At 73.1% G+C, this 22972-nt stretch carries 22 protein-coding genes and 1 tRNA gene; 9 read left to right on the forward strand and 14 right to left on the reverse strand.

What is annotated here, in order from left to right:
- Positions 1 to 310 precede the first annotated feature (310 nt).
- Positions 311 to 1525, forward strand: coding sequence for a M6 family metalloprotease domain-containing protein (locus E5083_RS28490; RefSeq protein WP_167513659.1), 1215 nt, complete (start codon positions 311 to 313; stop codon positions 1523 to 1525).
- 49 nt (positions 1526 to 1574) lie between these two features.
- Here the strand turns inward: E5083_RS28490 and E5083_RS28495 are convergent.
- The 7 genes from E5083_RS28495 to E5083_RS28525 form a co-directional block, all read right to left on the reverse strand.
- Positions 1575 to 1648, reverse strand: a tRNA-Lys gene (locus E5083_RS28495).
- The gene (locus E5083_RS28500; protein WP_341869892.1) at positions 1639 to 2310 is read right to left on the reverse strand and encodes a bifunctional DNA primase/polymerase; all 672 of its coding nucleotides are present in this window, start codon (positions 2308 to 2310) and stop codon (positions 1639 to 1641) included. Before E5083_RS28500 ends, E5083_RS28495 begins: the two co-directional genes overlap by 10 nt.
- A gap of 34 nt (positions 2311 to 2344) precedes the next feature.
- A complete protein-coding gene (locus E5083_RS28505; RefSeq protein ID WP_135788564.1) occupies positions 2345 to 2716 on the reverse strand; it encodes a hypothetical protein in 372 nt (123 codons plus the stop codon).
- Positions 2717 to 2829: 113 nt separating this feature from the next.
- The gene (locus E5083_RS28510) at positions 2830 to 4167 is read right to left on the reverse strand and encodes an AAA domain-containing protein (protein ID WP_135788565.1); all 1338 of its coding nucleotides are present in this window, start codon (positions 4165 to 4167) and stop codon (positions 2830 to 2832) included.
- Positions 4164 to 5762, reverse strand: a complete 1599-nt coding sequence (locus E5083_RS28515; RefSeq protein WP_135788566.1) for a hypothetical protein — start codon at positions 5760 to 5762, stop codon at positions 4164 to 4166. The genes E5083_RS28510 and E5083_RS28515 overlap by 4 nt, the downstream gene beginning before the upstream one ends.
- Positions 5753 to 6946, reverse strand: coding sequence for a hypothetical protein (locus E5083_RS28520; protein ID WP_425276760.1), 1194 nt, complete (start codon positions 6944 to 6946; stop codon positions 5753 to 5755). Before E5083_RS28520 ends, E5083_RS28515 begins: the two co-directional genes overlap by 10 nt.
- Positions 6843 to 7796, reverse strand: a complete 954-nt coding sequence (locus E5083_RS28525) for a phosphatase PAP2 family protein (RefSeq protein ID WP_135788567.1) — start codon at positions 7794 to 7796, stop codon at positions 6843 to 6845. Before E5083_RS28525 ends, E5083_RS28520 begins: the two co-directional genes overlap by 104 nt.
- Before the next feature lie 216 nt (positions 7797 to 8012).
- Between E5083_RS28525 and E5083_RS28530 the strand changes: the two genes are divergently transcribed.
- Entirely contained in the window at positions 8013 to 8609 is a 597-nt protein-coding gene (locus tag E5083_RS28530) for a histidine phosphatase family protein (protein WP_135788568.1), read from the forward strand.
- Positions 8610 to 8617: 8 nt separating this feature from the next.
- Here E5083_RS28530 and E5083_RS28535 read toward each other — a convergent pair whose 3' ends face one another.
- Complete coding sequence (locus tag E5083_RS28535; RefSeq protein ID WP_135788569.1) at positions 8618 to 10024, reverse strand: NsdA family TPR-like regulatory protein; 1407 nt, start codon at positions 10022 to 10024, stop codon at positions 8618 to 8620.
- Between the two features lie 265 nt (positions 10025 to 10289).
- On the opposite strand from E5083_RS28535, the gene E5083_RS28540 reads away from it, so the two are divergent.
- Both E5083_RS28540 and E5083_RS28545 read left to right on the forward strand, forming a co-directional pair.
- Positions 10290 to 10697 (forward strand): hypothetical protein, encoded by a 408-nt coding sequence (locus E5083_RS28540; RefSeq protein ID WP_135788570.1) that lies wholly within the window; start codon positions 10290 to 10292, stop codon positions 10695 to 10697.
- Positions 10698 to 10744: 47 nt separating this feature from the next.
- The gene (locus tag E5083_RS28545) at positions 10745 to 11611 is read left to right on the forward strand and encodes a spermidine synthase (RefSeq protein ID WP_135788571.1); all 867 of its coding nucleotides are present in this window, start codon (positions 10745 to 10747) and stop codon (positions 11609 to 11611) included.
- 6 nt (positions 11612 to 11617) lie between these two features.
- On the opposite strand, the gene E5083_RS28550 is transcribed toward E5083_RS28545, so the two are convergent.
- Positions 11618 to 12139, reverse strand: a complete 522-nt coding sequence (locus E5083_RS28550; protein ID WP_167513658.1) for a hypothetical protein — start codon at positions 12137 to 12139, stop codon at positions 11618 to 11620.
- Between the two features lie 139 nt (positions 12140 to 12278).
- Here E5083_RS28550 and E5083_RS28555 point away from each other — a divergent pair, with 139 nt between their 5' ends.
- The 3 genes from E5083_RS28555 (at position 12279) to E5083_RS28565 (ending at position 15944) form a co-directional block, all read left to right on the forward strand.
- The gene (locus tag E5083_RS28555) at positions 12279 to 12983 is read left to right on the forward strand and encodes a response regulator transcription factor (RefSeq protein ID WP_031182439.1); all 705 of its coding nucleotides are present in this window, start codon (positions 12279 to 12281) and stop codon (positions 12981 to 12983) included.
- Positions 12980 to 14356, forward strand: coding sequence for a sensor histidine kinase (locus E5083_RS28560; protein WP_135788573.1), 1377 nt, complete (start codon positions 12980 to 12982; stop codon positions 14354 to 14356). Before E5083_RS28555 ends, E5083_RS28560 begins: the two co-directional genes overlap by 4 nt.
- A 148-nt stretch (positions 14357 to 14504) precedes the next feature.
- Positions 14505 to 15944, forward strand: coding sequence for a cellulose binding domain-containing protein (locus E5083_RS28565; protein WP_135788574.1), 1440 nt, complete (start codon positions 14505 to 14507; stop codon positions 15942 to 15944).
- A 70-nt stretch (positions 15945 to 16014) separates the two neighbouring features.
- Here the strand turns inward: E5083_RS28565 and E5083_RS28570 are convergent, their stop codons facing one another.
- The 4 genes from E5083_RS28570 to E5083_RS28585 all read right to left on the reverse strand — a co-directional run bounded on the left by E5083_RS28570 (position 16015) and on the right by E5083_RS28585 (position 20835).
- Positions 16015 to 17466, reverse strand: a complete 1452-nt coding sequence (locus E5083_RS28570) for a GH1 family beta-glucosidase (protein WP_135788575.1) — start codon at positions 17464 to 17466, stop codon at positions 16015 to 16017.
- Between the two features lie 147 nt (positions 17467 to 17613).
- Entirely contained in the window at positions 17614 to 18498 is an 885-nt protein-coding gene (locus E5083_RS28575; RefSeq protein ID WP_030816590.1) for a carbohydrate ABC transporter permease, read from the reverse strand.
- Positions 18485 to 19516, reverse strand: a complete 1032-nt coding sequence (locus E5083_RS28580) for a carbohydrate ABC transporter permease (protein WP_135788576.1) — start codon at positions 19514 to 19516, stop codon at positions 18485 to 18487. The genes E5083_RS28575 and E5083_RS28580 overlap by 14 nt, the downstream gene beginning before the upstream one ends.
- Positions 19513 to 20835, reverse strand: a complete 1323-nt coding sequence (locus E5083_RS28585; RefSeq protein WP_135788577.1) for an ABC transporter substrate-binding protein — start codon at positions 20833 to 20835, stop codon at positions 19513 to 19515. The genes E5083_RS28580 and E5083_RS28585 overlap by 4 nt, the downstream gene beginning before the upstream one ends.
- A 298-nt stretch (positions 20836 to 21133) precedes the next feature.
- Here E5083_RS28585 and E5083_RS28590 point away from each other — a divergent pair, with 298 nt between their 5' ends.
- Together E5083_RS28590 and E5083_RS32085 are read left to right on the forward strand one after the other, a co-directional pair.
- On the forward strand, positions 21134 to 22192 hold the full coding sequence (locus E5083_RS28590; RefSeq protein WP_135788578.1) for a LacI family DNA-binding transcriptional regulator: 1059 nt from the start codon (positions 21134 to 21136) through the stop codon (positions 22190 to 22192).
- A 267-nt stretch (positions 22193 to 22459) separates the two neighbouring features.
- Positions 22460 to 22591, forward strand: coding sequence for a hypothetical protein (locus tag E5083_RS32085; protein ID WP_279632523.1), 132 nt, complete (start codon positions 22460 to 22462; stop codon positions 22589 to 22591).
- 47 nt (positions 22592 to 22638) lie between these two features.
- Here the strand turns inward: E5083_RS32085 and E5083_RS28595 are convergent, their stop codons facing one another.
- Complete coding sequence (locus tag E5083_RS28595; RefSeq protein WP_135788579.1) at positions 22639 to 22959, reverse strand: DUF6087 family protein; 321 nt, start codon at positions 22957 to 22959, stop codon at positions 22639 to 22641.
- Between the last annotated feature and the right edge of the window lie 13 nt (positions 22960 to 22972).

Genomic DNA, 22972 nt, shown 5'->3' on the forward strand with positions numbered 1-22972 from the left:
GGCCCCTTCCAGCCGGTCTCCAGTCTCCACGACCGACCCGCCCTCCTGACAGATCGTTTCTGCCCGGACCTGGACGGGTTCTTGAGGCCCACGATCACTTGTGACGTTCCGTGAGTGATTCGGGGTGTCGACCGCCGGGTGGCCGCCGGGGTGGCCGCCGGGGGCGCAAACGGGCGCACTCACCCTTCCGGTTCAGGTAAACAGGGCATAGCGCAACATAAGCACACAGTCTGGGTGGCGGTGTCCCCAACCGCGACCGGAGGTCCCCGACGTGCCCAAGCTGCGCAGCACCGCCGCCGTGGCCACCACGATGTCGGCGCTCGCCGCGACCTCGATCCTCACCGGCCCCTCGGTGGCCGAACCTTTCTCGCCCGAGCCCTGCGCCCTGCACCGCACCAGCGCCCACCACTCCGAGGGCCTGGACACCTGGAACTCCGCCTACCCGCGCCCGCAGGGCACGCTCGACGCGGCCCTGGTCTTCCTGTCCTTCCCGGACGCCGCCCCGCGCACCACCCCCGACGAGCTGACCGCCGACCACTTCCCGGCCACCAGCCGCTACTTCGAGCAGTCCTCGTACGGCCGCTTCACCCTGCGCCCGCACCCGATGGACCGCTGGCTCAAGATGCCGCGCCCGTCCACCGCGTACCGCATACAGCGCGACTGGGCGCCCGCGGACCGCTCCGCCTATCTGCGGGACGCGTTCGCCGTGGCCGACAAGGCGCTGGACTTCTCCCGCTACGACGTGGTCTACCTGGTGGCCGACCCGGACGCGCCCGGCGTCGACTCCGATGCCACCAAGGTCGTCAACCTGGACTCGCCCGTCCGGCTCGACGGCACCGACGTGCGCCGGGTCGTCACCGTCTTCGAGCAGCACCCGCCCGACCGGCTGGTGCTCGCCCACGAGACCGGGCACGTCTTCGACCTCCCCGACCTCTACCACCGCCCGACCGACTCCAAGGACGACTGGGACACCCACGTCGGCGACTGGGACCTGATGGGCAGCCAGTTCGGCGCCGCGCCGGACCTCTTCGGCTGGCACAAGTGGAAGCTGGGCTGGCTGGACCCCCGCCAGGTGGCCTGCGTCCGGGGGACCGGCCCGATCCGGCTCACCCTGGAGCCGCTCGCGGCCGGGCCCGGCGTCCCGGTGCGGGGCGCGTCCGGCACCCCGGCCTTCGGGCTCGGCAACGGCACCAAACTCGCCGTGGTGCGCACCGGCGCGGACACCGCCCTCGCCTTCGAGGCGCGCGGCCCGGTGGGCAACGACCGTACGGCGTGCAAGCAGGGCATCCTCGTCTACCGGGTGCACGCCGGCGTCGAGTCCGGGGACGGCCCGGTCGACGTGATCGACGCCCACCCGCACACCGAGGCGTGCTGGGAGAACTCCGTCTATCCGCCGCTGGCCGACGCGCCGGTGTCACTGGGGGAGAGCTTCACGGTGCCGGGGGACGGGGTGAAGGTGGAGGTCGAGGAGCGCACCCCGGCCGGGGCGTGGACGGTACGGATCACACCGGGGGAGGGTGCCTGAAAGGGCTCACGCGAAAGGCCCCCGCTTGCGCGAGGGCCTTCGTTGTCTGTGCGCCGCCAGGGACTCGAACCCCGGACCCGCTGATTAAGAGTCAGCTGCTCTAACCAACTGAGCTAGCGGCGCCTGCTGACGTCGTAGACCTTAGCATCCTGGTCGGCGGGAGGAAAAATCGATACCCGGGCCGCCGTACGGGCCGCGCGCACCGCCGCCCAGAGCACCACCTCGGGGCCGGGGAGCCAGGGGTGCCGGGTGTCCGGGGCGACCAGCCAGCGGGACCCCGCCGGGGCGCGTCCGGCGTCGCCCTCCAGTGCCGGGACGGTCACCGCGTCCCCGGTGCCGTGACAGAGCAGCGGCGGGACGGCGTGGGTGCGCGGGCCCCACTCCTCCCAGGCCAGCAGGGAGGGCAGCCGGTGGGCCGTGCCCGGCGCCGCGAACAGCAGGGTCCGGCCCCGGTGCACCGCGACCGGGCCGCAGCCCGGCCCGTCCGCACCCCATAACCGGTCCAGCATCCGGCGCCCGAACACCGAGGGCGCGCTCACCACGTCGAAGACCGTGCCGCAGGGCAGCACCACGGGGGCGCCGGGCCGCTCCTCCCAGAAGGCGAGCGTGCTGCGCGGATACGTTCCCGCGGAGGCGAGCCAGGCGGCTCCCTCGGCGGTGGCTGCGGTGACGTCCGGTGCGCTGGTCATGCACACAGGTGTACCGGCGGTGAGCGGGCGGTTTCCCTGGGTTGCGGAAAATGGGGACACCGGGGGGCGGGAGGGGGTATCTTGCCCGCCTGGCATATGCCAGATGCGCGGGCGCCCCTGAGACGGGCCTTTAGTGCGGGTCGACCGCCCGGCGGCCCTCGGGGTCGGCGCCCCGCATCAGGTCGCGGCCGAACTCCACCATCTTCTTGGCGTAGTCCTCGGTCCACTCCGCCCGCTCGGCGATGTCCGCCGCCGTCAGCCGGTCGAACCGGCGCGGGTCGGCGAGCTGGGCCGCCGCCACGGCCTGGAACTCCATGGCCCGGTCGGCCGCCGCCCGGAACGCCTGGGTCAGGTCGGTGGCCCGCGTCAGCAGGGCGCGCGGGTCGTCGATCGACTCCAGGTCGAAGAAATGCTCCGGATCGGCGGCCGCCTCCGCGGGCTCGAAGAGCAGGGGCGCGGGGCGTAGCCGCGGTTCGTTCCGACGCGGCGAGGGCTCCGCCATGTCTTCATCTCCTCCTCGTACGTTCGCTGCACTCGGCCCCGCCAGCGGCCGGACCACCGTCCATTGTCCCGCGCCCACGCAAGACCGCCCCAGGGCCAGACCCGCACGGGGGGTCAGGGCCGGTGGGAGACGCGGTGTTCGGCCAAGTGGGCCAGGACCGCGTGATTCGCCTCCCACCCATCGGGAAACTTCACCAGCGTGCCGAGCTGGACCGGTTCCGTCGACGGGTAGGCGTCGAGCAGGTCGCTGACGCCCGCGCGGCAGACCACGATGCAGGCGTGGCGGTGGCGGGAGGCGAGGACGCAGAGGCGGCCGGTCTCCAGGTGGAAGGCGGTGGCGTCGGGGCGGCCGGAGAACGGGTGCAGGACCACCGTGACGTCGTACTCCCGGCCCTGCAGCCGGTTCGCGGTGTCCACGGTGACGCCCGCCACGCCCAGGTCGGCCAGGGCCGCGCGGACCGCGGCCGCCTGGTCCCGGTGGGCGGTGCCCACGGCGACCCGGTCGGCCGTCAGCGGGGTCGGCGTCTCCGCGCGTTCGGAGAGGGCCGCGCCCCCTCGGTCCAGCAGCCGCCGCACCACCACGGCGACCGCCCGCACCGCCTCCGGGTCGGTGCGCGGGGTGTGCCGGGCCGGCAGCTCCAGCAGGCCCCAGCCGGACTCCGCCGCCTCGTCGATCACCTGGTCCGGCGCCGAGCCGTTCGACGGCACCGCGAAGGCCAGCCGCCGCTCCCCGTGCCCGGTCCCGCTGCGGAACGGCGTGTACGGGTAGAACGCCGCCGACACCAACGGCGCCGCCGACGCGGGCAGCCGCCAGGACACCGGAAGCCGGTGCTGGGGCAGGCCGGGGTTGTGCGCGAGCAGCGTGGTGACCGCCGAGGCGGACGGGTCGTAGGACAGGCCCGCCCACTGGTCGCCGCCCACCGTGGAGAACGGGTCCAACTGGCCCGGGTCGCCCACGAACAGTGCCCGCTCGAACAGCCCGGCCACGGCCAGCAGCGAGTCCGAGCGCATCTGGTACGCCTCGTCCACGATCGCGTGCCGCCACGGCTCGTCCACCTTGACGTGCGCCCACTTCGCGGCCGTGGACAGCACCACCGGGAGCCCGCTCAGATCGCCCGCCTTGGCGGAGGTACGGACGTTCGGCAGCGCGTCCAGCGCCTTGTCGTAGGCGTCGGTGTCGCTGCTGTGCAGGCGGCCCACCGGGAGGTCGGGCTCCTTCTCGGCGAGGCGCAGCACCAGGTCGTCCACCTGGGCGTTGGTCTGCGCCACCACCATCAGCGGGCGGCCCGCCGAAGCCAGCTCCAGCGCGGCCCGGACCACCAGCGTCGACTTGCCGGCGCCTGGCGGGGAGTCGACCACCACACCGCGCTCGGTGCCGTGCAGGGTGTCGGCGAGGATCGCGTCCGTGGCGCGCGTGGCGGCGGCTGAGGGGTCGAAGTCCACGGTCGTCACAGCACGTCCTCCTCGGTCACCGCGTCCGGCACCTCCGCGACGGGCTCACCGGGCGGCCCGCCGTGCGTCCACGGGGTCTGCTCCGGGTCGGGCAGCTTGGCGCCGCCGCGCTGCTCGTGCTCGAACAGCGTGAAGCACACCGCGTCGCCCTTCTCCGGCACCGAACCGGCCTCCGGCTCCTTGCCCCGGCCCATCTTGTCCATGATCCGCAGCACCAGCACACCGTCCTCCGGCGCGCCCTCGTACCCGGCGAACTCCGCCGTCTGCGCCTTGCCGCCCAGCGCGCGGTACACCTTGGCGCGCTCGCCCAGATGCGGACGGTCCTCGGTGCGCACGGTCACCAGCGGGCGCGGGCTCGGCCGCTTGCCCTCGCTGTACGCCATGACCACCTCGGTCACCTCGCCCGCGAACGCCTCCCCGGCCAGCCGCCGGGCCGCCATCACCAGCGGGTCGTCGAGCGCCTCCTGCGCCTCCAGCCGGGCCTGCTCGCGTTCGCGCGAGGCCAGCTTGTTGGCGGCGGTCACCGCGTCGTCCCGGCGCGGCTGCGGGGGTTCGCCCGCGGTGATCCGGTCCCGGTGCCCGGTGAACGACCAGCGGTCCCGGGTCCACCGCTCCTCGACATGCCCGCCCTCGGGGAGCGTCCGCAGCAGGTCGAGCCCGCGCCAGACCGCGTCCCAGGTCGGCCGCGTACGGCTCTCCACCAGCTCGCGGATCTCCCGCTCGGCGGCGGTGAGCGCGGTCAGCAGATCCTCGGCCCTCGGGGCGTCCTCGGCGGCGGCCAGCGCGGTGCGCGCCCGGTCGTACCGCTCGATGGCCGGGGCCAGCAGCTTGTTGTCGAACGCCGGGTCGGTGGCCGGGCCCGCCGGGGGACACAGCAACTGGCCGGCCGCGTCCCGCGCCCGCTCCGCCCGCGCGGCCGCCTCGGCGCCGGACTCGCCCTCGGGCGGGTCGATCCAGGCCAGCAGGGCGCCCAGATGCTGGTCCTCCACCATGGACTGCCCCGTGGCCCAGTGCCGGGACAGCACGTCGGTCAGCGCCAGCAGCAGCGAGGAGCCCGGCACGCGCGACCGCTCGCCGTAGTGCGTCAGCCAGCGGCCCAGCAACGGCACGCGCGGCGGCGCCGGATAGGGCGTCTCCGGCTCCTGCTCGGCCGTACGCCTGAACCGCATCGAGCGGCCCAGCAGCCGGACGAGGTCCAGGCCCGCGCGGCTCGGCACCACGATCTGGGGCGCGTCCACGCACAGGTCGACCTCGACCTTGACCCGCTTGCCGGTCTCCGGGTCGGTGTCGGTGCGCTCGGCCGTCTCGACCGCCTCGGCGCAGGAGTCCAGGTGCGGCAGCACGATGTCGGCCAGCTCGGCGAGGAACGCGAAGCGCTGGTCGCGGTCGCGGGGCTGCGGTACGACCAGTAGCCGGGGCGCGTCCCGGTCGGTGCCGACCAGCGCGCCGAGGGGAGCACCCGTCTCACCGGCGGTGGTCAGCGGGACGAACACCAGCGGGCGGTCGGACAGATGGCGGTGCCGGACGGTCGCGGCGGGCTGGGCCCGGCCGGTGGCGACCGCCTCCAGGCGGGCCAGGGTGGCGATCAGGGACACGGCACGGCCTCCCGGTCGGCCGCCTCGGCGAGCGCCTCGGCGCGCAGGGCGGCGGCCCGGCGCAGCGCGGTCACCACCGGGTCGTCGGGGTCGCCGCTCTCGCCGCGCGCCGCCGCCAGCACGTCCTGGACCGTGCCCAGGTCGCCCAGCTCGGCGCGGAGCGGGCGGCCCAGCCGGGTCACCGCGTCCGCCGCGCGGGACCGCGCCCGGCAGTGGAAGGCCAGCTCGCACGAGGACAGGCACTCGGGCGCGTAGGTCGCCGGGACCGCGTCGACGGCGGCCGTCAGCTCACCGGCCGGGCGCTCCGGGTCGAAGCAGGTGCCCTCGGGCAGCTCCTCCGCGATGGTCTCCACGCGGGTCAGCCGGGCGAGCTGCCGCGCGGTGACCGCCCGCTGGGCGCGTACGTCCACCCCGCGCGCGGTGGCCAGGTTGGAGAAGTCCTTCGGGCACACGAGCAGCACCTCGTGCCGTACGGCGGGCGGCGGGGTCAGCCGGGCGGCGACCGCCTCCAGCGCCAGCACGTACACCGCCGCCTGCCGGGCGGCGGCGCCCACCTTCGCCGGGTCGGCCGAGCCGTCCAGCATCGGGAACGACTTGATCTCCACGACCGTCCAGCCGCCGTCGGGGTGCACCACCACCGCGTCCGGCTCCAGGAAGGCGGGCGAACCCGCCACGTCCAGGGCCAGCATCGGGTGGTCCAGCAGCGTCCAGCCGCCCGCCGCGACCGCCTCGCGCAGCGCCAGCGCCGTACGCGCGGTACGGCCCTCCGGGCCCGGCGCGCTCAGGTCCGGCACCGCCGCCCGGGCGGGCGGTTCGGCGGCCGGGTCCAGCAGGGTGTGGGTGAGCCGCAGCAGCTCGGCGCCGCCGTCCGCCTTCACGCGGGCCTCGAAGGTGTTGCCCCGGATCAGCGCGAACTGGGACTGCCCGTAGTCCGACGGGGCGCCCAGCGCGCCCGCGAGCGCGGCCTTGTCCACCCCGGCGCCGTCCAGGATGGCGCGTCTGCGGCAGCCCGGGTTGGCCGCGAGCGCCGCGAGGGCGCGCGCGTCCAGCGCCTTGGCCGGTACGTCGGGACCGCGCAGCTCAGCGAGCCGGTGCCGCAGCGCCGTCCCCCGCGTCGCTGGGGGAGGCGTCGGTTCCGGCCGCGGGGTCGAGCCGCGACTCGCGCTGCCGTGGAATTCGCTCACCCGCGGAAGTCTGGCATCCGTCACTGACAATCGGAGCGGGACCGGCGTTTCCGCCCGCCGTGAGCGGGGCCGCCCAGGCGGTCAGCCGCAGTCGCGCGGCCGTCGCGGCCCGCGTCACGTACGGGGCCAGGAGCAGGCCCGCGCCCATCACGACCGCGCCCGCGACCGCGTCCAGGAAGTAGTGGTTGGCGGTGCCCATGACCACGATCGCGGTCAGCAGCGGATAGCCGACGGCGGCGATCCTGGCCCAGCGGGAGCGCCCGTACTTCCACAGCACGACTCCGCAGAACAGCGCCCAGCCGACGTGCAGGCTCGGCATCGCCGCGTACTGGTTGGTCATCCCGCCCATGCCGCGCGGGGCGCTGGCCTCGCCGCCCCACCAGCCGTACGAGCTGTAGTGCGCCATGGTGTCCACGAAGCCGTGGCGGGGGGCGAGCAGGCGGGGCGGGCAGGTGGGCAGCAGGACGAAGCCGATGAGTCCTATGAAGGTGGACGTCATCAGCCAGGTGCGGGCCGCCCGGTAGTGCTCGGAGCGGGCGCGGAACAGCCAGACCAGTACCGCGGGCGTGACGACGTAGTGCAGCGAGGCGTACCAGAAGTCGGCCGGCACACCCAGCCAGGGCTCCGCCGTGAAGAGGCGGTTCAGTGGGTGCTCGGCGTTCAGGTACAGCGCCTTCTCGATGCCGAGGATGGCCAGACCGTGGTCCACGGCGGAGGAGACGTCCCCGCGCGCGAGGAGCCGGCCGGCGGTGTAGCAGCCGTAGACCAGCAGGATCAGCGGCAGCTCGGTCCACCAGCGCGGGCCGGTACGCGGCACCGCCCCGGTCTGTGCTGCCTCGGTCTGCGGCATCCGATCGCCCTCCCCCTTCGCGCTGGCCTGGCACCCCCCGCGGGCGCCGTGACACTTTACGGTGTCGGTCCGCCCGTCCGCGCGGGCGTTCCGGCTCTCGAAGACGCACCTGTCGCCCACCGGGTTGCCCGCGCGCGCGGTGCGCCATCATGGAAGGACCCGGCGAACGGGTTTCCCCGGCGTCCACTCGGCGTCCCTCTTCCGGAAAGGTCCCCCATGGCACCGCGCATCCTGCTGGCCCGGCACGGACAGACGGCCTGGTCGCTGTCCGGCAAGCACACGGGCAGGACCGACGTGCCGCTCCTAGAGGAGGGCCGGCGCGGGGCCAAGCTGCTCGGCGAGCGGCTGCGGCAGACCCCGCCGGCCGGATTCGCGGACGTGGAGGTGCGCACCAGCCCGCTGGTCCGGGCGCACGAGACCTGCGAGCTGGCCGGGTTCGGGGACCGCGCCGAGGTCTGGGACACCCTCATGGAGTGGGACTACGGCGCCTACGAGGGCATGACCCCGGCCGAGATCCAGGACGTCCGGCCCGGCTGGCTGATCTGGCGCGACGGGGTCCCCGAGGGCGAGACGCTCGCGGAGGTCACCGCCCGCGCGGACGAGGTCGTCCAGTGGGCCCGCTCCGCCGACCGTGACGTCCTGATCTTCGCCCACGGCCACATCCTGCGCTCCATCGGCGCCCGCTGGCTCGGCCTCCCCATCGACTTCGCCGCCCGCCTGCGCCTCAACCCCACCTCCCTCTCCACCCTCGGCTGGGCCTACGGCGAGCCGGCGATCGAGAGCTGGAACGACACGGGGCACCTGGTCGGCTAGGGCGGGGCCTACCCCCGCCGAGGGCGCGGCAGCGAGGCGTGGCGGTCCAGGAAGTCCGCCACCCCGCTCGCGCGGCGGTGCGGGAGCAGGACCCGCGCGGTGCCCGCCAGCATGGTGTGGATGCGCGAGGACTGCACCTGAGCGAGCAGGTCCAGCACGCGCAGTCCGGCGGTGGCCGCCTCGTCCGGGTGGCCGTCGCGGGCCAGGTCGTCGGCGAGTTCGGCGGTGTACAGGGCGATGTTGCGGGAGAAGTGCGGGTCCTGGAGGCGGGCCGCGCGGCGGGCGTGCCGGGTCGCCCGGCGCCAGTCGCCCAGCGTCGACCAGCACTGCGCCTCCAGACCGGCCAGCTCGGCCTCGCCGTAGAAGCTCATCCACTCCGGGTCGGCCTCCGACGTACCGCGCCCGAACAGCGCCTGCGCCCGGACGAGCGCCTGCTCGCAGCCGGTGCGGTCGGCGAGCCCCGCCCAGCCGCCGGCCTCGCGCAGCGCCAGCAGCGACATCAGCCGGGGCGAGCCCAGCGGGCGGGCGGCCCGCTGCGCGGCTTGGGCGGCGCGGACCGCCTCACGGGGGCGCCCCGCGTCCCGCGCGAGGAAGGCGGTGTTGCAGAAGGCGTGCGCCTCCAGCCCCGCGTCCCCGGTCATCCGGGCGGTGGCCAGCGCCTCCGCGTAGTGCGAGCGGGCGTCCTCGAAGCGGCCCGAGTCGTGGGCCAGCCAGCCCACCGAGATGGCCAGTTCACCGGCGCCCGCGTGCAGCCGCTCGGCGGTGGTCTGCCGGGTCGCGCCCGCGTCCAGCAGGGCGTACGCGGCGCGCAGCGGCTCGGCCGCGCGCCGGTACAGGCCGTCCGCGCCGTGCTTGTCGTCCAGCAGCCGGATGTTCCGGACCGCCTCCTCGACGGCGGCCGCCTCCGACGCGCCCGGCCGCCGCGCGGCGGCCGAGGCGTCCGTGGCGATGCCCAGCGGGCCCAGCGTGGCGGCGGCCGCCACCGTGGCACCCGTACCGGTCATGAATGCGCGACGCAGCACGTCGCTCTCCTCGTGGTTCAGGGATTCGTGGTTCAGGGGGTCGTAAGGATGCTCGTACGCGGCGACCGGGACGGCGCCCGGTGGCGCGGCCGTCCGCGCGCCGCGTCCCCGCACGGCCGAGCGCGGCGCGAAGCCGAGGTCGGTGAGGGTGCGGCCGGGGAACATGTGCAGGAACACCCGCTCGTACGCGTAGTTGGGACAGCGGATCTCACCCGCCTCGACTCTCCCGACGTAGCGCGCGTCGCAGCTCACCCGCTCGCCGATCTCCCGCGCCGCGCGCCGCACCAGGGCGGCGAACTCGGCGGGGGAACGGCGGCCGCGCATCTGCCGGAAGGCGGTGTTGGGGCGGGGCGGCCGGTCGGGCTGCGCCGGGGTATCGGTGGACGACGCCATGGCCGGTCCTCTCGTGCGAACCGTCGAACCATGCCGGAACGGGGCCTTCCACGGGCATGGTCGCCCGTGTGACACCGTGGGTCCGGCGGGGCAAGAACGTACAGGCTGTGTCCGGCCCGACACGCAGTGTTTGGCTACAAAACGGATATCTCATCCACGATCTGCCATGAACTGCCATCCTTTGCGGCGCACTTGTGCCGTAGCCCTTGACGCCGTCACGCGTTGTACCTCACGGACCGCAACAGGCAGCGTGCTGGAGGCCGGCATGGAGACCCGTCCGAACATCGATCCGTGTCCGGTGCCGTCGTGGTCGCGGCCGCCCGGCGACGCGGCGTGCGACCTCGTCACGGTGCCGACCCGCCAGGGCCTGGAGGCCGTCGACATCCTGCGCCGCGAGGCCGCCGAGGGCGTCGGCCCGGTGCTGCACGACGACGGCCGCGACACCCTCGGCTTCCTCGTCCCGCCCGGCACGGCCGGCCACTGGGACGTGCCGGGCAGCACCTGTGTCCGCACCTCCGGGCGCGGCCTCCGGCTGAACCCGGAGCCGCCCGTGCAGGGCTCCGACTGGCTGCTGCCGCCCGGCGAGGCCGACCTCGCCACCGACCCGGCCATCCTGCGCCGGGCGCTCGGCGAGGCGGCCCGGCTGATCGAGGCCGCCGACAGTTGCCGCTGACCCGGCACGGTGACGACAGTGCCTGGGCCACCTGCGAGAATGGGCCGATGGGCAGGTCCAGGGACAACCGGCGCAGGGCGGCCGCCGAAGCCGTGGTGGAGGCCGTCGAGGGCGGCCTCGCGGAACTCATACCCGACCCCGACCGGGCACGGGCCTGGTCGCTGCTGATCGACGGCGCCCCGCAGTCGCACGTCGACCTGGACGACCCGGCGCACCTGTCCTTCGAGTACCAGCGCCGCATCGGCCATGTCATCGACCTGGCCGCGCCCCCCGGCAAGCCGGTGCAGGCCGTGCACCTCGGCGGCGGCGCGCTCACCCTGGCCCGCTACACCGCCGCGACCCGGCCCCGCTCGACCCAGCAGGTGGTGGAGCGCGACGCGGCCCTGGTCCAACTGGTCCGCCGGGAACTGCCTCTCGACCCCGGCGCCCGGATACGGGTGCGCTCGGCCGACGCCCGCGAGGGGCTCGCCAAGGTGCCGGACGGCTGGGCCGACCTGATCGTCGCCGACGTCTTCAGCGGCGCCCGCACCCCGGCCCATCTGACGTCCACCGAGTTCCTCGACGAGGTCCGCCGCGCCCTGCGCCCCGGCGGCGTCTACACCGCCAACCTTGCCGACGGCCCCCCGCTCGCCCACCTGCGCGCCCAGATCGCCACGGCGGCGGCCCGCTTCACCGAACTCGCCCTGATCGCCGACCCTGCGATACTGCGCGGCAAGCGCTTCGGCAACGCCATCCTGGTCGCCTCCGACACCCCGCTCCCGCTGGCCGAGCTGACCCGCCGGGCCGCCTCCGACCCCCACCCGGCCCGCCTCGAACACGGCGCGAAACTCACGGACTTCACCGGCGGCGCGACCCCGGTGACGGACACCTCGGCGGTGGCCTCACCGGCTCCGCCGCCGTCGGTGTTCCGCTGAACTCCCTCAGTACGTCTGCACGTCCACGTGCGGCGGGCCGTCGTGCCAGTCGCAGAAGACCGTCACGCGGTCGGTGCTGCGGCTGAACTCCACCCTGATCCAGGTCTCCGTCTTCCACACCTGCATCGACCAGCCGGTCCCCGGCGTCGCGGAGACCAGGGTCGCGCTCGCGGGACCCAGGTCGAACACCGCCCGGCCGCCTCCGGTGTCGTACGCCTTGACGTTGCCGGCGGGGGTGGTGGCGGGTGCCGGGGGAGTCGGGGTCGGGGTGGCCGTAGGTGCGGTGCGGGTCGGGGTGGGGGACGGGGGTGCCGAGGTGCGGCGAGGTGTGGGGGTCGGCGTCGGCGAAGGGGGCGACGGGGTCGCGGTGGAGGCGTGGGCCGCGGCCTCGGCCGCGGTGATCGGCACGGCGCGCGGGGGGTCGTACGCCGTGCCCGCCATCACCGTGTGCACGCCCCACCAGGACAGCGTGGTCGCCGCCGCGGTGGCCAGCAGCCACGCCAGTACGTGTACGAGTCCTCTGCGCATCGGGGCCATACTGCCTCAGCCGCCACGCGCCGCGCAGGCGACCCCAGTTGTGCACAGGCTGTCGGAGGCGGCCGGTTGTCCACAGGGAGTTGTCCACAGGCCAACACTTCGCTGGTCCGCATGGCGTACGGTGCGGCGCATGGCAAGTGTGCTCGTGGTCGAGGACGATCAGTTCGTCCGCTCGGCGCTGATCCGGCATCTCACCGACGCCGCCCACGTGGTGCGCAGCGTCGGCACCGCGCTGGAGGCGCTGCGCGAGGTCGCCCATCTCCGGTTCGACGTGGTCATACTCGACCTCGGACTGCCCGACCTGGACGGCTCCGAGGCGCTGAAGATGCTGCGCGGCATCACCGACGTGCCCGTCATCATCGCCACCGCGCGGGACGACGAGACGGAGATCGTCCGGCTGCTCAACGCCGGGGCGGACGACTACCTGACCAAGCCCTTCTCGGTCGAGCACCTCTCCGCCCGCATCGCCGCCGTACTGCGCCGCTCCCGTTCCGGCGCCGCCGAGGCACCGCCCTCGCCGGTGATCCGGGTCGGCGGCCTCACCGTCGACCCGCTGCGCCGCCAGGCCGAGCTGGACGGCGCCCGACTCGACCTGACCCGCCGCGAGTTCGACCTGCTCGCCTTCCTCGCCGGCCGCCCCGGCGTGGTCGTCCCGCGCAAGGAACTGCTCGCCGAGGTCTGGCAGCAGTCCTACGGGGACGACCAGACCATCGACGTCCATCTGTCCTGGCTCCGGCGCAAGCTGGGCGAGACGGCCGCCCGCCCCCGCTATCTGCACACCCTGCGCGGGGTCGGGGTCAAGCTGGAGCCGCCCGTCGTGGGGGAGCCCCGATGAGATGGGCCCTGGTCAAGGTCTGCCTGGCGGTGACCACCATGGTGGTCGTGGCCTTCGCCGTCCCGCTCGGCCTGGTCGTCAAGGAGATGGCCCGCGACCGCGCCTTCGCGGGCGCCGAGCGCGAGGCCGCCGCCGTGGCGCCCGCGCTCTCCATCACCACCGACCGGGACGAGCTGGAACGGGTGGTGGCCGCGGCCGGGGCCGACTCCGGGATGTCCGTGCACCTGCCCGCCGACGGCGACCGGGGCGCGCTCGACCTCGGCCGGGGCAGGGCCGCGGGCCGGGACATCGAGGCGGTGCGGCGGATGGGCCGCGCCTCCACCACCGAGGTCACCGGGGGTTCCGCCCTGCTGCAGCCGGTCGCGCTCGGCTCCGGTGCCATCGCGGTGGTCGAGGTGTGGGTGCCCGAGGCCGCGATGAGCAACGGGGTGGGCACGGCCTGGGCGGTGCTCGCCGCCGTGGGGCTCGCGCTGATCGCCGGTTCGGTCGCGGTCGCCGACCGGCTCGGGGTGCGCATGGTGCGCCCCGCCCGGCGGCTGGTGGAGGGCGCGCACGAACTGGGCGAGGGCCAGCTCGGAGCACGGGTGCCCGAGGAGGGGCCGACCGAACTGCGGCTCGCGGCGGTCGCGTTCAACTCCATGGCCGATCAAGTGGTCCAACTCCTCGCCAATGAACGGGAACTGGCCGCCGACCTCTCGCACCGGCTGCGCACCCCGCTCACCGTGCTCCGGCTGAACGCCGCCTCGCTGGGCGCCGGTGCCGCCGCCGACCAGACCCGCGCGGCCGTGGCCCAGTTGGAGGGCGAGGTCGACACGATCATCCGTACCGCCCGCGAGGCCAAGCCGCAGACGGCTGCCGTGGGACCGGGCACCGGGTGTGACGTGGCCGAAGTGGTGCGCGGGCGGATGGAGTTCTGGTCCGCGCTCGCCGAGGACGAGGGCCGCAAGTGGCGGGTGGCCGGTGCCGAGCGCCCGGTACGGGTGCCGGTGGCCCGTGCCGACCTGGCCGCCGCGCTGGACGCCCTGCTGGGCAATGTCTTCCGGCACACCGCCGAGGGCACCGCCTTCGCGGTCGACGTCCACCACGCCGAGGACGCGGTGATCGTGCTGGTCTCCGACGCGGGCCCCGGCATACCCGACCCGCGCGCGGCGATGGCCCGCGGCCGGGGTTCGGGTACGGCCGGCTCGACCGGGCTCGGCCTGGACATCGTGCGCCGTCTCGCCGAGTCCACGGGCGGTGACGTCCGCATCGGCTCCTCCGTGCTCGGCGGCACCGAGGTGCGGATCTGGCTCCAGCTCGACGCCCGCAAGCCCGCCGGACGCGGCCACCGGGGCACCGTCCGCAGGCGGCGCAGGCTGATACCCAGCCGCTGAGTGGTCTCGACCTTTAACCGGTCCCGATCCCTTCCTTAAGCGCACCCTAAGCCTTTCAACCACCGTCCCGGATAAGCCGATTGCCGGATTCCGCATCGATAGCGTGCTGCCACCACCCCCCACCCCCGCACGAAGGACAGGCACGCCAATGAGCACGCACCGGCGCAGGATCAGTGGCAGGAACAAGGCGATAGGCGGCGTGGTCGCGGCGGCCGTGGCCGGTGGCGGCGCGGTCCTGGTGACCGGGGTCGCGCACGCCGCCGGGGTCGGCGCCGCGTACACCAAGACCAGCGAGTGGTCGACCGGGTACAGCGCCCAGTACGTCGTCACCAACGACACCGGAGCGGCCAAGAAGGACTGGAGCCTGGAGTTCGACCTCCCGGCCGGCTCCAAGCTCGGCTCGCTGTGGAACGCCGAGTCCAGCGTGAGCGGGCAGCACGTCACGGTGAAGGCCGCCAAGTGGGACACCGACGGGCTGGCCGCGGGCAAGTCGGTCACCGTCGGCTTCGTCGTGGACGGTGCGGGCGACCCCACCGGCTGTCGGATCGACGGCTCCGAGTGCGCCGCCGACCCCGGCGCCACCCCCGAGCCCAGCGGCCGCCCCACCGAGCCCGAGACCCCGGCGCCCACCCGGAGCACCCCCAGCCAGCCCGAGACGCCGGTCCCCACCAAGTCCGCGGGCAACGGCACCAAGGCGGCGGCCGGGTTCGCCCCGTACGTCGACACCTCGCTCTACCCGGCGTTCGACCTGCTGGGCACCGCCGACGCCACCGGCGTGAAGAACTTCAACCTGGCCTTCGTCACCGACGGCGGCGGCTGCACCCCCAAGTGGGGCGGGGTGAGCGACCTGACCGCCGATGGCGTGGCCGCCCAGATCGGCGACCTGCGCGCCAAGGGCGGTGACGTCCGCGTCTCCTTCGGCGGCGCCTCCGGCTCGGAGCTGGCCACCACCTGCTCCTCGGCCGACGCCCTGGCCGCCGCGTACGGCAAGGCCGTCGACGCCTTCAAGCTGACCAAGGTCGACTTCGACGTCGAGGGCGGCGCGCTGCCCAACACCGCCGCCAACACCAAGCGCGCCCAGGCCATCGCCAAGCTCCAGGCCGCCCACCCCGACCTGGACGTCTCCTACACCCTCCCGGTGATGCCCGAGGGCCTCACCCAGGACGGCGTCAACCTGCTGGCCGACGCCAAGGCCAACGGCGTCCGCGTCGACGGCGTCAACATCATGGCGATGGACTACGGCCCGGCGTACAGCGGCGACATGGGCGACTACGCGATCCAGGCCGCCACCGCCACCCAGGCCCAGATCAAGGGCGTCCTCGCGCTCTCCGAGGACGATGCCTGGAAGACGGTCGGCGTCACCCCGATGATCGGTGTCAACGACGTGGCCACCGAGATCTTCAAGGTCGACGACGCCGGCCAGCTCGTGGACTTCGCCAAGTCCAAGGGCATCGGCTCGCTGTCCATGTGGTCCGGCACCCGTGACAAGAGTTGCGATGGCGGCACCAAGCCGACCGCCGACGCCACGTGCAGCTCGATCACCCAGGACAAGTTCGCCTTCTCCAAGGCGTTCGCCGCCTTCAACTAGGCGCGTATGAAAGCGAGGCCCGGCGGTGTCCAGACCGCCGGGCCTCACTCGTGCGTCCGGAACAGCCCGGTCAGCCCGCCGACTCCACCGACGGCAGCGTGCCGGTGCGGGCCGCCTCCCCGTACCAGCGGGCGCTGGACTTCGGGGTCCGCTCCTGCGTCGCGTAGTCCACGTAGACCGCGCCGAACCGCTTCTCGTAGCCGTAGGACCACTCGAAGTTGTCCATCAGGGACCACAGGTAGTACCCGCGCACATCGGCGCCGTCGCGCAGGGCGTCGCGGACCGCCGAGAGGTGGGCGTGCAGGTAGGCGACGCGCTCGGGGTCGTGCACCCGGCCGTCCGCGTCCGGCTTGTCGTCGTAGGCGGCGCCGTTCTCCGTGATGTACAGCGGGAGTCCGGGGGCCTCGCGGGTGTAGCGCAGCAGCAGGTCGTACAGGCCGGTCGGGTCGACGGTCCAGCCCATCTCGGTGCGCGCGCCGGGGCTCTGGTGGAAGAGCACGTCGTCGGCGCCGGGCCAGGGGGAGTGCTCGCTCGCGCCGTGGCCGTCCGCGCGCGGGCCGCTGACCTTGTCGGTCACCGCCGAGACCAGCGCCGGGGTGTAGTAGTTCAGGCCCAGTGCGTCCAGCGGGGCGTTGCTGGTGGCGAGGTCGCCGTCCAGGACGAAGGACCAGTTGGTGAGCGGGGCCGTCGCGGTGAGCAGGGACTCGGGGTAGGCGCCGTGCAGCATCGGGCCGTGGAAGACGCCGTTGGCCAGGTCGTCGATGCGCCGGGCCGCCGCCAGGTCCGCCGGGTTCTCGGAAACCGGGCGTACGACGGCCGAGTTGAGGCTGACCGCGACCTGGTTGCGGGCCGGCATCGCCGCGCGCAGCGCCGAAGCGCCCAGCCCGTGCGCCAGGTTGAGATGGTGGGCCGCCTTCAGCGAGGCGACCGGGTCGGTCCGGCCGGGGGCGTGCACCCCGGAGCCGTAGCCCAGGAAGGCGCTGCACCAGGGCTCGTTGAGGGTGATCCAGTTCTCCACCCGGTCGCCCAGCGCCTCGCCGACGAGGTGCGCGTACTCGGCGAACCGGTGCGCGGTGTCCCGCTCAGGCCAGCCGCCCGCGTCCTCCAGCTCCTGGGGGAGGTCCCAGTGGTAGAGGGTGACGGCGGGCTTGATGCCGTTCTCCAGCAGCTCGTCCACCAGCCGCCGGTAGAAGTCCAGCCCGATCTGCACCGCCGGCCCCCGCCCGGTCGGCTGCACCCGCGACCAGGAGACGGAGAAGCGGTACGCGCCGAGCCCGAGGTCCGCCATGAGGGCCACGTCGTCGCGGTAGCGGTGGTAGTGGTCGACGGCCACGTCACCGGTCTCACCGCCCGCCGTCTTGCCGGGCGTATGACTGAAGGTGTCCCAGATCGAGGGCGTACGGCCGCCCTCGCGCACCGCCCCCTCGATCTGGTACGCGGAGGTCGCCGCCCCCCAGAGGAAGGCCGGCGGGAAGGTGACCTCGGAGGCCACGGGGGAGACCGTGGAGGAGGAGTCGGGCATGGAAGCGCTCCCATCGAGAGTCGGGAAGACGTCGGGAAGACTCGGGGAAACTTGGGAAAGGTCGGGGTAAGGGGAGGGGCCGGGACGTCGGTGACCCGGCCCCCTTGGCGAGACGGCCCTTGACAGGACGGCCCCTGACAGGACCGCTCAGCCCTTGATCGCGCCCTGCATGATGCCGCCCACGATCTGCTTGCCGAACAGCAGGAAGGCGATCAGCAGCGGCAGGGTGCCGAGCAGCGCGCCCGCCATGATGACCGCCTGGTCCGGTACATACCCGGTGCCGAGGGCGTTCAGGGCGACCTGCACGGTCGGGTTCTGCTGGTTCAGGGCGATGATCGGCCACAGGAAGTCGTTCCAGGCGAACACGAAGGTCAGCAGGCCGAGCACCGCCATCGCGGGCCGCGCCGCCGGGAACACCACGTGCCAGACGACCCGGAGGCTGCTCGCCCCGTCCACCCGCGCCGCCTCGATCAGCTCGGTCGGCAGCGCCTGCACCAGGTACTGCCGCATGAAGAACGTGCCGAACGCGGTCACCAGGCTCGGCAGGATCACCGTCTGGAGCTGGTTGGACCAGCCGAGGTCGCTCATCCACAGGTACAGCGGGACGACGGCGAGCTGCGGCGGGATCATCATCGTGCCGATGGTCAGCAGCAACAGCAGCCCCGAGAACCGGAACCGCAGCTTGGCGAAGGCGAAGCCGGCCAGGGTGGAGAAGACCACCGTACTGACCGTGATCGTGCCCGCGACGATCAGCGAGTTGAGCATCGCGGTGCCGAGTCCGGCCTGGTCCCAGGCGGCTTCCAGATTCTTGAACAGGTTGCCGCCGAACCACAGCGGCGGCGGGGCCTGGGCGAGCCGCCGGTCGGTGCGCGAGGCCGCGACGGCCGTCCACACCAGCGGCGCCAGCGAGACGAGCGCGAACACGATCAGCGCCACGTATGTCACCGGACCGGCGTGCAACTGCTTGCCCGCCTTCGTGGCCCGGCGCCGGCCGGTGCGCGCCTTGGGAAGAACGAGGTCACCGGCGGTCATCGGACCTCCTCAGCCAGCGGGTCAGCAGCAGGTTGACCGCGGCGATGATCAGCATGACCAGGAACATCGTCCACGCGATCGCGGACGCCTTGCCGAGGTTGCCGATGATCCAGCCCTGGTCGTACATGTACAGGCCGAGCGTCTGGTACTGGTGCTCCGAGCCGCCCTTGGTCCCGCTGACCCCGCCGAAGAGCAGGGGCTCACCGAAGAGCTGGGTGGCGCCGATGGTCGAGACGACGATCGTGAACAGCACGGTCGGCCGCAACTGCGGGATCGTCACGTGCCAGAACTGCTGGCGCCGGTTGGCGCCGTCGAGCGCGGCGGACTCGTACAGATCGGCCGGGATGGCCTGCATCGCGGCCAGGTAGATCAGCGCGTTGTAGCCGGTCCAGCGCCAGATCACGATGCTCGACACCGCGAACTGCGATCCCCAGTCCGATTCGCGCCAGTTGACCGGGTCAACACCGAAGAAGTGGAGAATCCAGTTCACCATGCCGCCGTCCCACGAGTACAGCAGCGTGAACACCAGCGTCGCCGCCGCCACCGAGGTCGCGTACGGGGTCAGCATCACCACGCGCCACACGGTGGAGCCGCGCAGCTTGTAGTTGAGCATGTGGGCCAGCCAGAGCGCCGCCATGAGCTGCGGGACGGTCGAGATCACACCGATGGTGAAGGTGTTCCGCAGCGCGTTCCAGAAGAAGTCCGAGGACAGCAGGTTCTTGTAGTTGGCCAGGCCCGTCCAGCTCTGGTGGTCGAGCGCGGACAACTGCACGTCGTGCAGCGAGTACCAGACCGTGTACAGCAGCGGAACCAGTGTGAACACACCGAACAGCACGAAGAAGGGGGCCACGAACGCGTACGGCGACGCCTTCGTGTCCCAGCGGTACAGCCGGCTGCGCCAGGAGGGGGCGCCGTCCGGCGCACCGCGACCCCGAGCGCCCCGGACCGCGCCCGGCGGGATGCCGGGCGCGGTCTCGGCGCTCGACGCGGGATGCGCGAGAGCCTCTTTGGAGGTCACTGGCCGAGCACGTCCTTGATCTCCTTGGACGCGGCGTCCCAGCCCTGGGCCGGGGACTTGCCCTTCTGCTCGACCTGGAGGATGCCGATGTCACTGATCGCGGTGTCGATCGGCTTGTCCTTCGGGCCCAGCGGCTGGGCCGGGATGGTCTTCGCCGCGTCGGAGAAGATCTGGGTGAGCGGTGCGTTCGAGAAGTACGCGGTGGTGTCCGCCTGCGGCTTCAGGCCCGCGTACGCCGACGGGGTGGAGGGGAAGCTGGCCTGCTTGGCGAAGACCTTGGCCTGCTGCTCCGGCGCGGTCAGCCACTTGGCCAGCGCGACGGCCTCCTTCTGGTGCTTGGTCGCGGTCGGCACACCGAGGAACGAGCCGCCCCAGTTGGACGCGGTCGGCGCCGCCGCCACGTCCCACTTGCCCTTGCCCGAGTCGCCGGCCTTCTCGCCGATGTAGCCGAGCATCCAGGCGGGGCAGGCCACCGTGGCGAAGGAGCCGTTGGCGAAGCCCTTGTCCCAGGTGGGGTCGAACTGCTTGAGCTTGGCCGACATGTCGCTGGTCGCCACGCTCATCGCGTCGTCCCAGGCGTCCTTCACACCCTGGGACTTGTCCCAGACGACCTTGCCGTCCTTGTCGTAGTTCCGCTCGGTGGCACCGCCCAGGGAGGCGTTGTACACCGAGGACGCCGAGTCGACGTACTTGGTGCCCTTCGGCGCCTTCTTCATGTACTGCTTGCCGAGGTCGACGTACTTGGACCAGTCGCCCTTCCACTGCTCGGCGAGCTTGGTGCGGTCGGTGGGCAGACCGGCCTTGGCGAAGAGGTCCTTGCGGTAGCAGACCGCCATCGGGCCGATGTCGGTGCCGATGCCGATCGTCCTGCCGTCCTGGGTGGTGGCCTGGGCGAGCTTCCAGTCCAGCCACTGGGACTTGTCGACCTCCTTGCCGAGGTCGACGAACTTGGCGGCCTGCGTCTGCACGGCCTCCGTGATGTTGCCGACCTCGATGGCCTGGATGTCGTCGGTGCCCGAACCGGCCTGGAGGCGGGTGAGCACCTTCGGCCAGTACACGTCTGTACGAGTGGTGACGTTCTCCTTGATGTTGATGTCCGGGTGCAGCTTCATGTACTCGTCGTACAGACCGGCCTGCTTGTAGCCGAAGACCCCGAAGGTGCCGACCGTCAGCGTGATGTTGCCCTTGCCGTCGCCGTTGCCCGCGTCCGACGAGCCGTCGTCCGAGTCGCTGGCGCAGCCCGCCAGCAGACCCGTGGCCAGCGCGGCCGCGGCCATCATGGCCACCGTTCCGCGTGACCTGCGGATGCTCGTACGCATTGCGTCCTCCTGTTGCCTGACGTGCCGACCCCCCGGCCAACTGCATGGAAATCGCGTGGATCTGGGCCCGTTCGTACTCGCTGCGGCTCGGGCGGGGAACGTGCGGGTTGTGTAGGTGTCAGGTAGTGTGGGAGCGCTCCCACATGTGATGGGTTGAAGAGTCGTCCGTTCGGGACGGGGTGTCAAGGGAGTGCGCACGGCCAACACGGTTCAGTTATAGGGCTGTTAACCGGCCACGGGTTTTGGTGCGGACGGCATGGGCCACTGTGGGACCAGTACGCGGAGAGAGGCGGAGGCCATGACGAGCCACGGAGTGCGGGGCGGCCGGGGCGGCGGGCGGCCGACGCTCGAGGAGGTGGCCGCCCGGGCCGGGGTGGGCCGGGGCACGGTCTCCCGCGTGATCAACGGCTCCCCGCGGGTCAGCGACACCACCCGCGCGGCCGTTCAGGCGGCGGTCGCGGAACTCGGGTACGTCCCCAACACCGCGGCCCGCGCGCTCGCGGCCAACCGCACCGACTCCATCGCGCTGGTCGTGCCCGAGCCGGAGACCCGCTTCTTCGCCGAGCCGTACTTCTCCGACATGCTGCGCGGGGTGGGGGCCGAACTGGCCGATACCGAGTGGCAGTTGCTGCTGATCTTCGCGGGCAGCGACCGCAAGAGGCAACGGCTCGCGGACTACCTCTCCGCCCACCGCGTCGACGGTGTCCTCCTGGTCTCGGTCCACGCCGACGACCCGCTGCCGGACCTCCTCGACCGCTTGGAGATCCCGGCCGTGATCAGCGGTCCCCGCTCGTCGGGCGAGACCCTCACCTCGGTCGACTCCGACAACTACGGCGGCGGCCGTTCCGCCGTCGAGCACCTCCTCGCCCGCGGCCGCCGCCGCATCGCCCACATCACCGGCCGCCCCGACGTCTACGGCGCCCAGCGCCGCGTCGACGGCTACCGCGACGCGCTGCGCGGGGCGGGCCTTGAGGTGGACGAACTCCTGGTCGAACCGGGCGACTTCACCGAGGAAGGCGGCCGCCGCGCCATGTCCGCGCTGCTGTCCCGCCGCCCCGACCTCGACGCCGTCTTCGCCGCCTCCGACGTCACCGCGGCCGGCGCCCGCCACTCCCTCCGCGAAGCGGGCCGCCGCATCCCGTCCGACGTCGCCCTCGTCGGCTACGACGACTCCGCCATCGCCCGCCACATGGACCCACCCCTGACCAGCGTCCGCCAGCCGATAGAAGAAATGGGCCGCGCGATGATCGACCTCCTCCTGACGGAGATAGCGGACCGCCGTCCGGCGGGGACGCGGGGGTTGGAGCGGCGGCATGCGGTACTGGCTACGGAGCTGGTGGGGCGGGAGTCGTCGTAGGGGACGCGCGGATCTGTCCCTGCACGGCCTGCGGCTGCCTGACGAGCCCGGCTACCGCCGGCAGATCAAGGGTGCGTCGCAGATGTCGCCTCGGTGGCGTGGGCGGACGCCGTCTTCGAAGCGGACTTGGCGCGCTGCACCCGTGGGCCCAGGCGATCCAGAGCCTGCGGGACGTCGTGACCACGAGCCGTCAACGGGCCATCCTGCGCCGCATGTCGCCCTGCGCGAACGGATGGACGTCACGTCGACCTATCAGCTGATGGTCTGGTGGGCGACGAGCGAGGACCGCTGCCTGCCGTAACCCTACGCATCGAGGCCGGCCTTGAGACCCCAACCCTGGAGACGCTGTTGTGGATCGAGCGGCTCATCGGAGTGCCGGTCGCGGAGCTGCTGATGTGACGGTCGTCCTCGTCGGAATGACGAGGACGACCGTGGATTCATGGGTCTCAGGGCCGGTGGAAGGGGATGGTAGGCCGGTACGGCTCGGGCAGTTCCGGGAGACACCCGAACTTCGGCAGTGGCACCCGCTCTGCGCGTGCTGCCGCGTCCACGCCAGTCTCGGCAGCGGCGGCCGGGTAGTTCGCCGCTGCCGAGACCGGCACCCACTCCTGCCCGTCCCACTCCTCCACACCGCGCGGCGTATCCGGGGCGACGTGGGCTCCGCGCCCCCTTTCGCTGAGGGGCACCGGGCGGCGCTCACCGGGGTCGGGACGGCATGCGTCCCGCCGGGCGGCCCAGCCGTCCAAGGACTCCTCGTGTTCGGCCATGCTGTGTCTCCCG

It is taken from the genome of Streptomyces bauhiniae, from assembly GCF_004784475.1.
In the GTDB taxonomy this organism is placed as follows: Bacteria; Actinomycetota; Actinomycetes; order Streptomycetales; family Streptomycetaceae; genus Streptomyces; species Streptomyces seoulensis.

Coding starts and splice junctions, on each gene's coding strand:
- E5083_RS28490 (WP_167513659.1), top strand. CDS start 311: ATGTCGGCGCTCGCCGCGACCTCGATCCTCACCGGCCCCTCGGTGGCC.
- E5083_RS28500 (WP_341869892.1), bottom strand. CDS start 2,310: ATGCCAGGCGGGCAAGATACCCCCTCCCGCCCCCCGGTGTCCCCATTT.
- E5083_RS28505 (WP_135788564.1), bottom strand. CDS start 2,716: ATGGCGGAGCCCTCGCCGCGTCGGAACGAACCGCGGCTACGCCCCGCG.
- E5083_RS28525 (WP_135788567.1), bottom strand. CDS start 7,796: ATGCCGCAGACCGAGGCAGCACAGACCGGGGCGGTGCCGCGTACCGGC.
- E5083_RS28530 (WP_135788568.1), top strand. CDS start 8,013: ATGGCACCGCGCATCCTGCTGGCCCGGCACGGACAGACGGCCTGGTCG.
- E5083_RS28535 (WP_135788569.1), bottom strand. CDS start 10,024: ATGGCGTCGTCCACCGATACCCCGGCGCAGCCCGACCGGCCGCCCCGC.
- E5083_RS28540 (WP_135788570.1), top strand. CDS start 10,290: ATGGAGACCCGTCCGAACATCGATCCGTGTCCGGTGCCGTCGTGGTCG.
- E5083_RS28545 (WP_135788571.1), top strand. CDS start 10,745: ATGGGCAGGTCCAGGGACAACCGGCGCAGGGCGGCCGCCGAAGCCGTG.
- E5083_RS28550 (WP_167513658.1), bottom strand. CDS start 12,139: ATGCGCAGAGGACTCGTACACGTACTGGCGTGGCTGCTGGCCACCGCG.
- E5083_RS28555 (WP_031182439.1), top strand. CDS start 12,279: ATGGCAAGTGTGCTCGTGGTCGAGGACGATCAGTTCGTCCGCTCGGCG.
- E5083_RS28560 (WP_135788573.1), top strand. CDS start 12,980: ATGAGATGGGCCCTGGTCAAGGTCTGCCTGGCGGTGACCACCATGGTG.
- E5083_RS28565 (WP_135788574.1), top strand. CDS start 14,505: ATGAGCACGCACCGGCGCAGGATCAGTGGCAGGAACAAGGCGATAGGC.
- E5083_RS28570 (WP_135788575.1), bottom strand. CDS start 17,466: ATGCCCGACTCCTCCTCCACGGTCTCCCCCGTGGCCTCCGAGGTCACC.
- E5083_RS28575 (WP_030816590.1), bottom strand. CDS start 18,498: ATGACCGCCGGTGACCTCGTTCTTCCCAAGGCGCGCACCGGCCGGCGC.
- E5083_RS28585 (WP_135788577.1), bottom strand. CDS start 20,835: ATGCGTACGAGCATCCGCAGGTCACGCGGAACGGTGGCCATGATGGCC.
- E5083_RS28590 (WP_135788578.1), top strand. CDS start 21,134: ATGACGAGCCACGGAGTGCGGGGCGGCCGGGGCGGCGGGCGGCCGACG.
- E5083_RS28595 (WP_135788579.1), bottom strand. CDS start 22,959: ATGGCCGAACACGAGGAGTCCTTGGACGGCTGGGCCGCCCGGCGGGAC.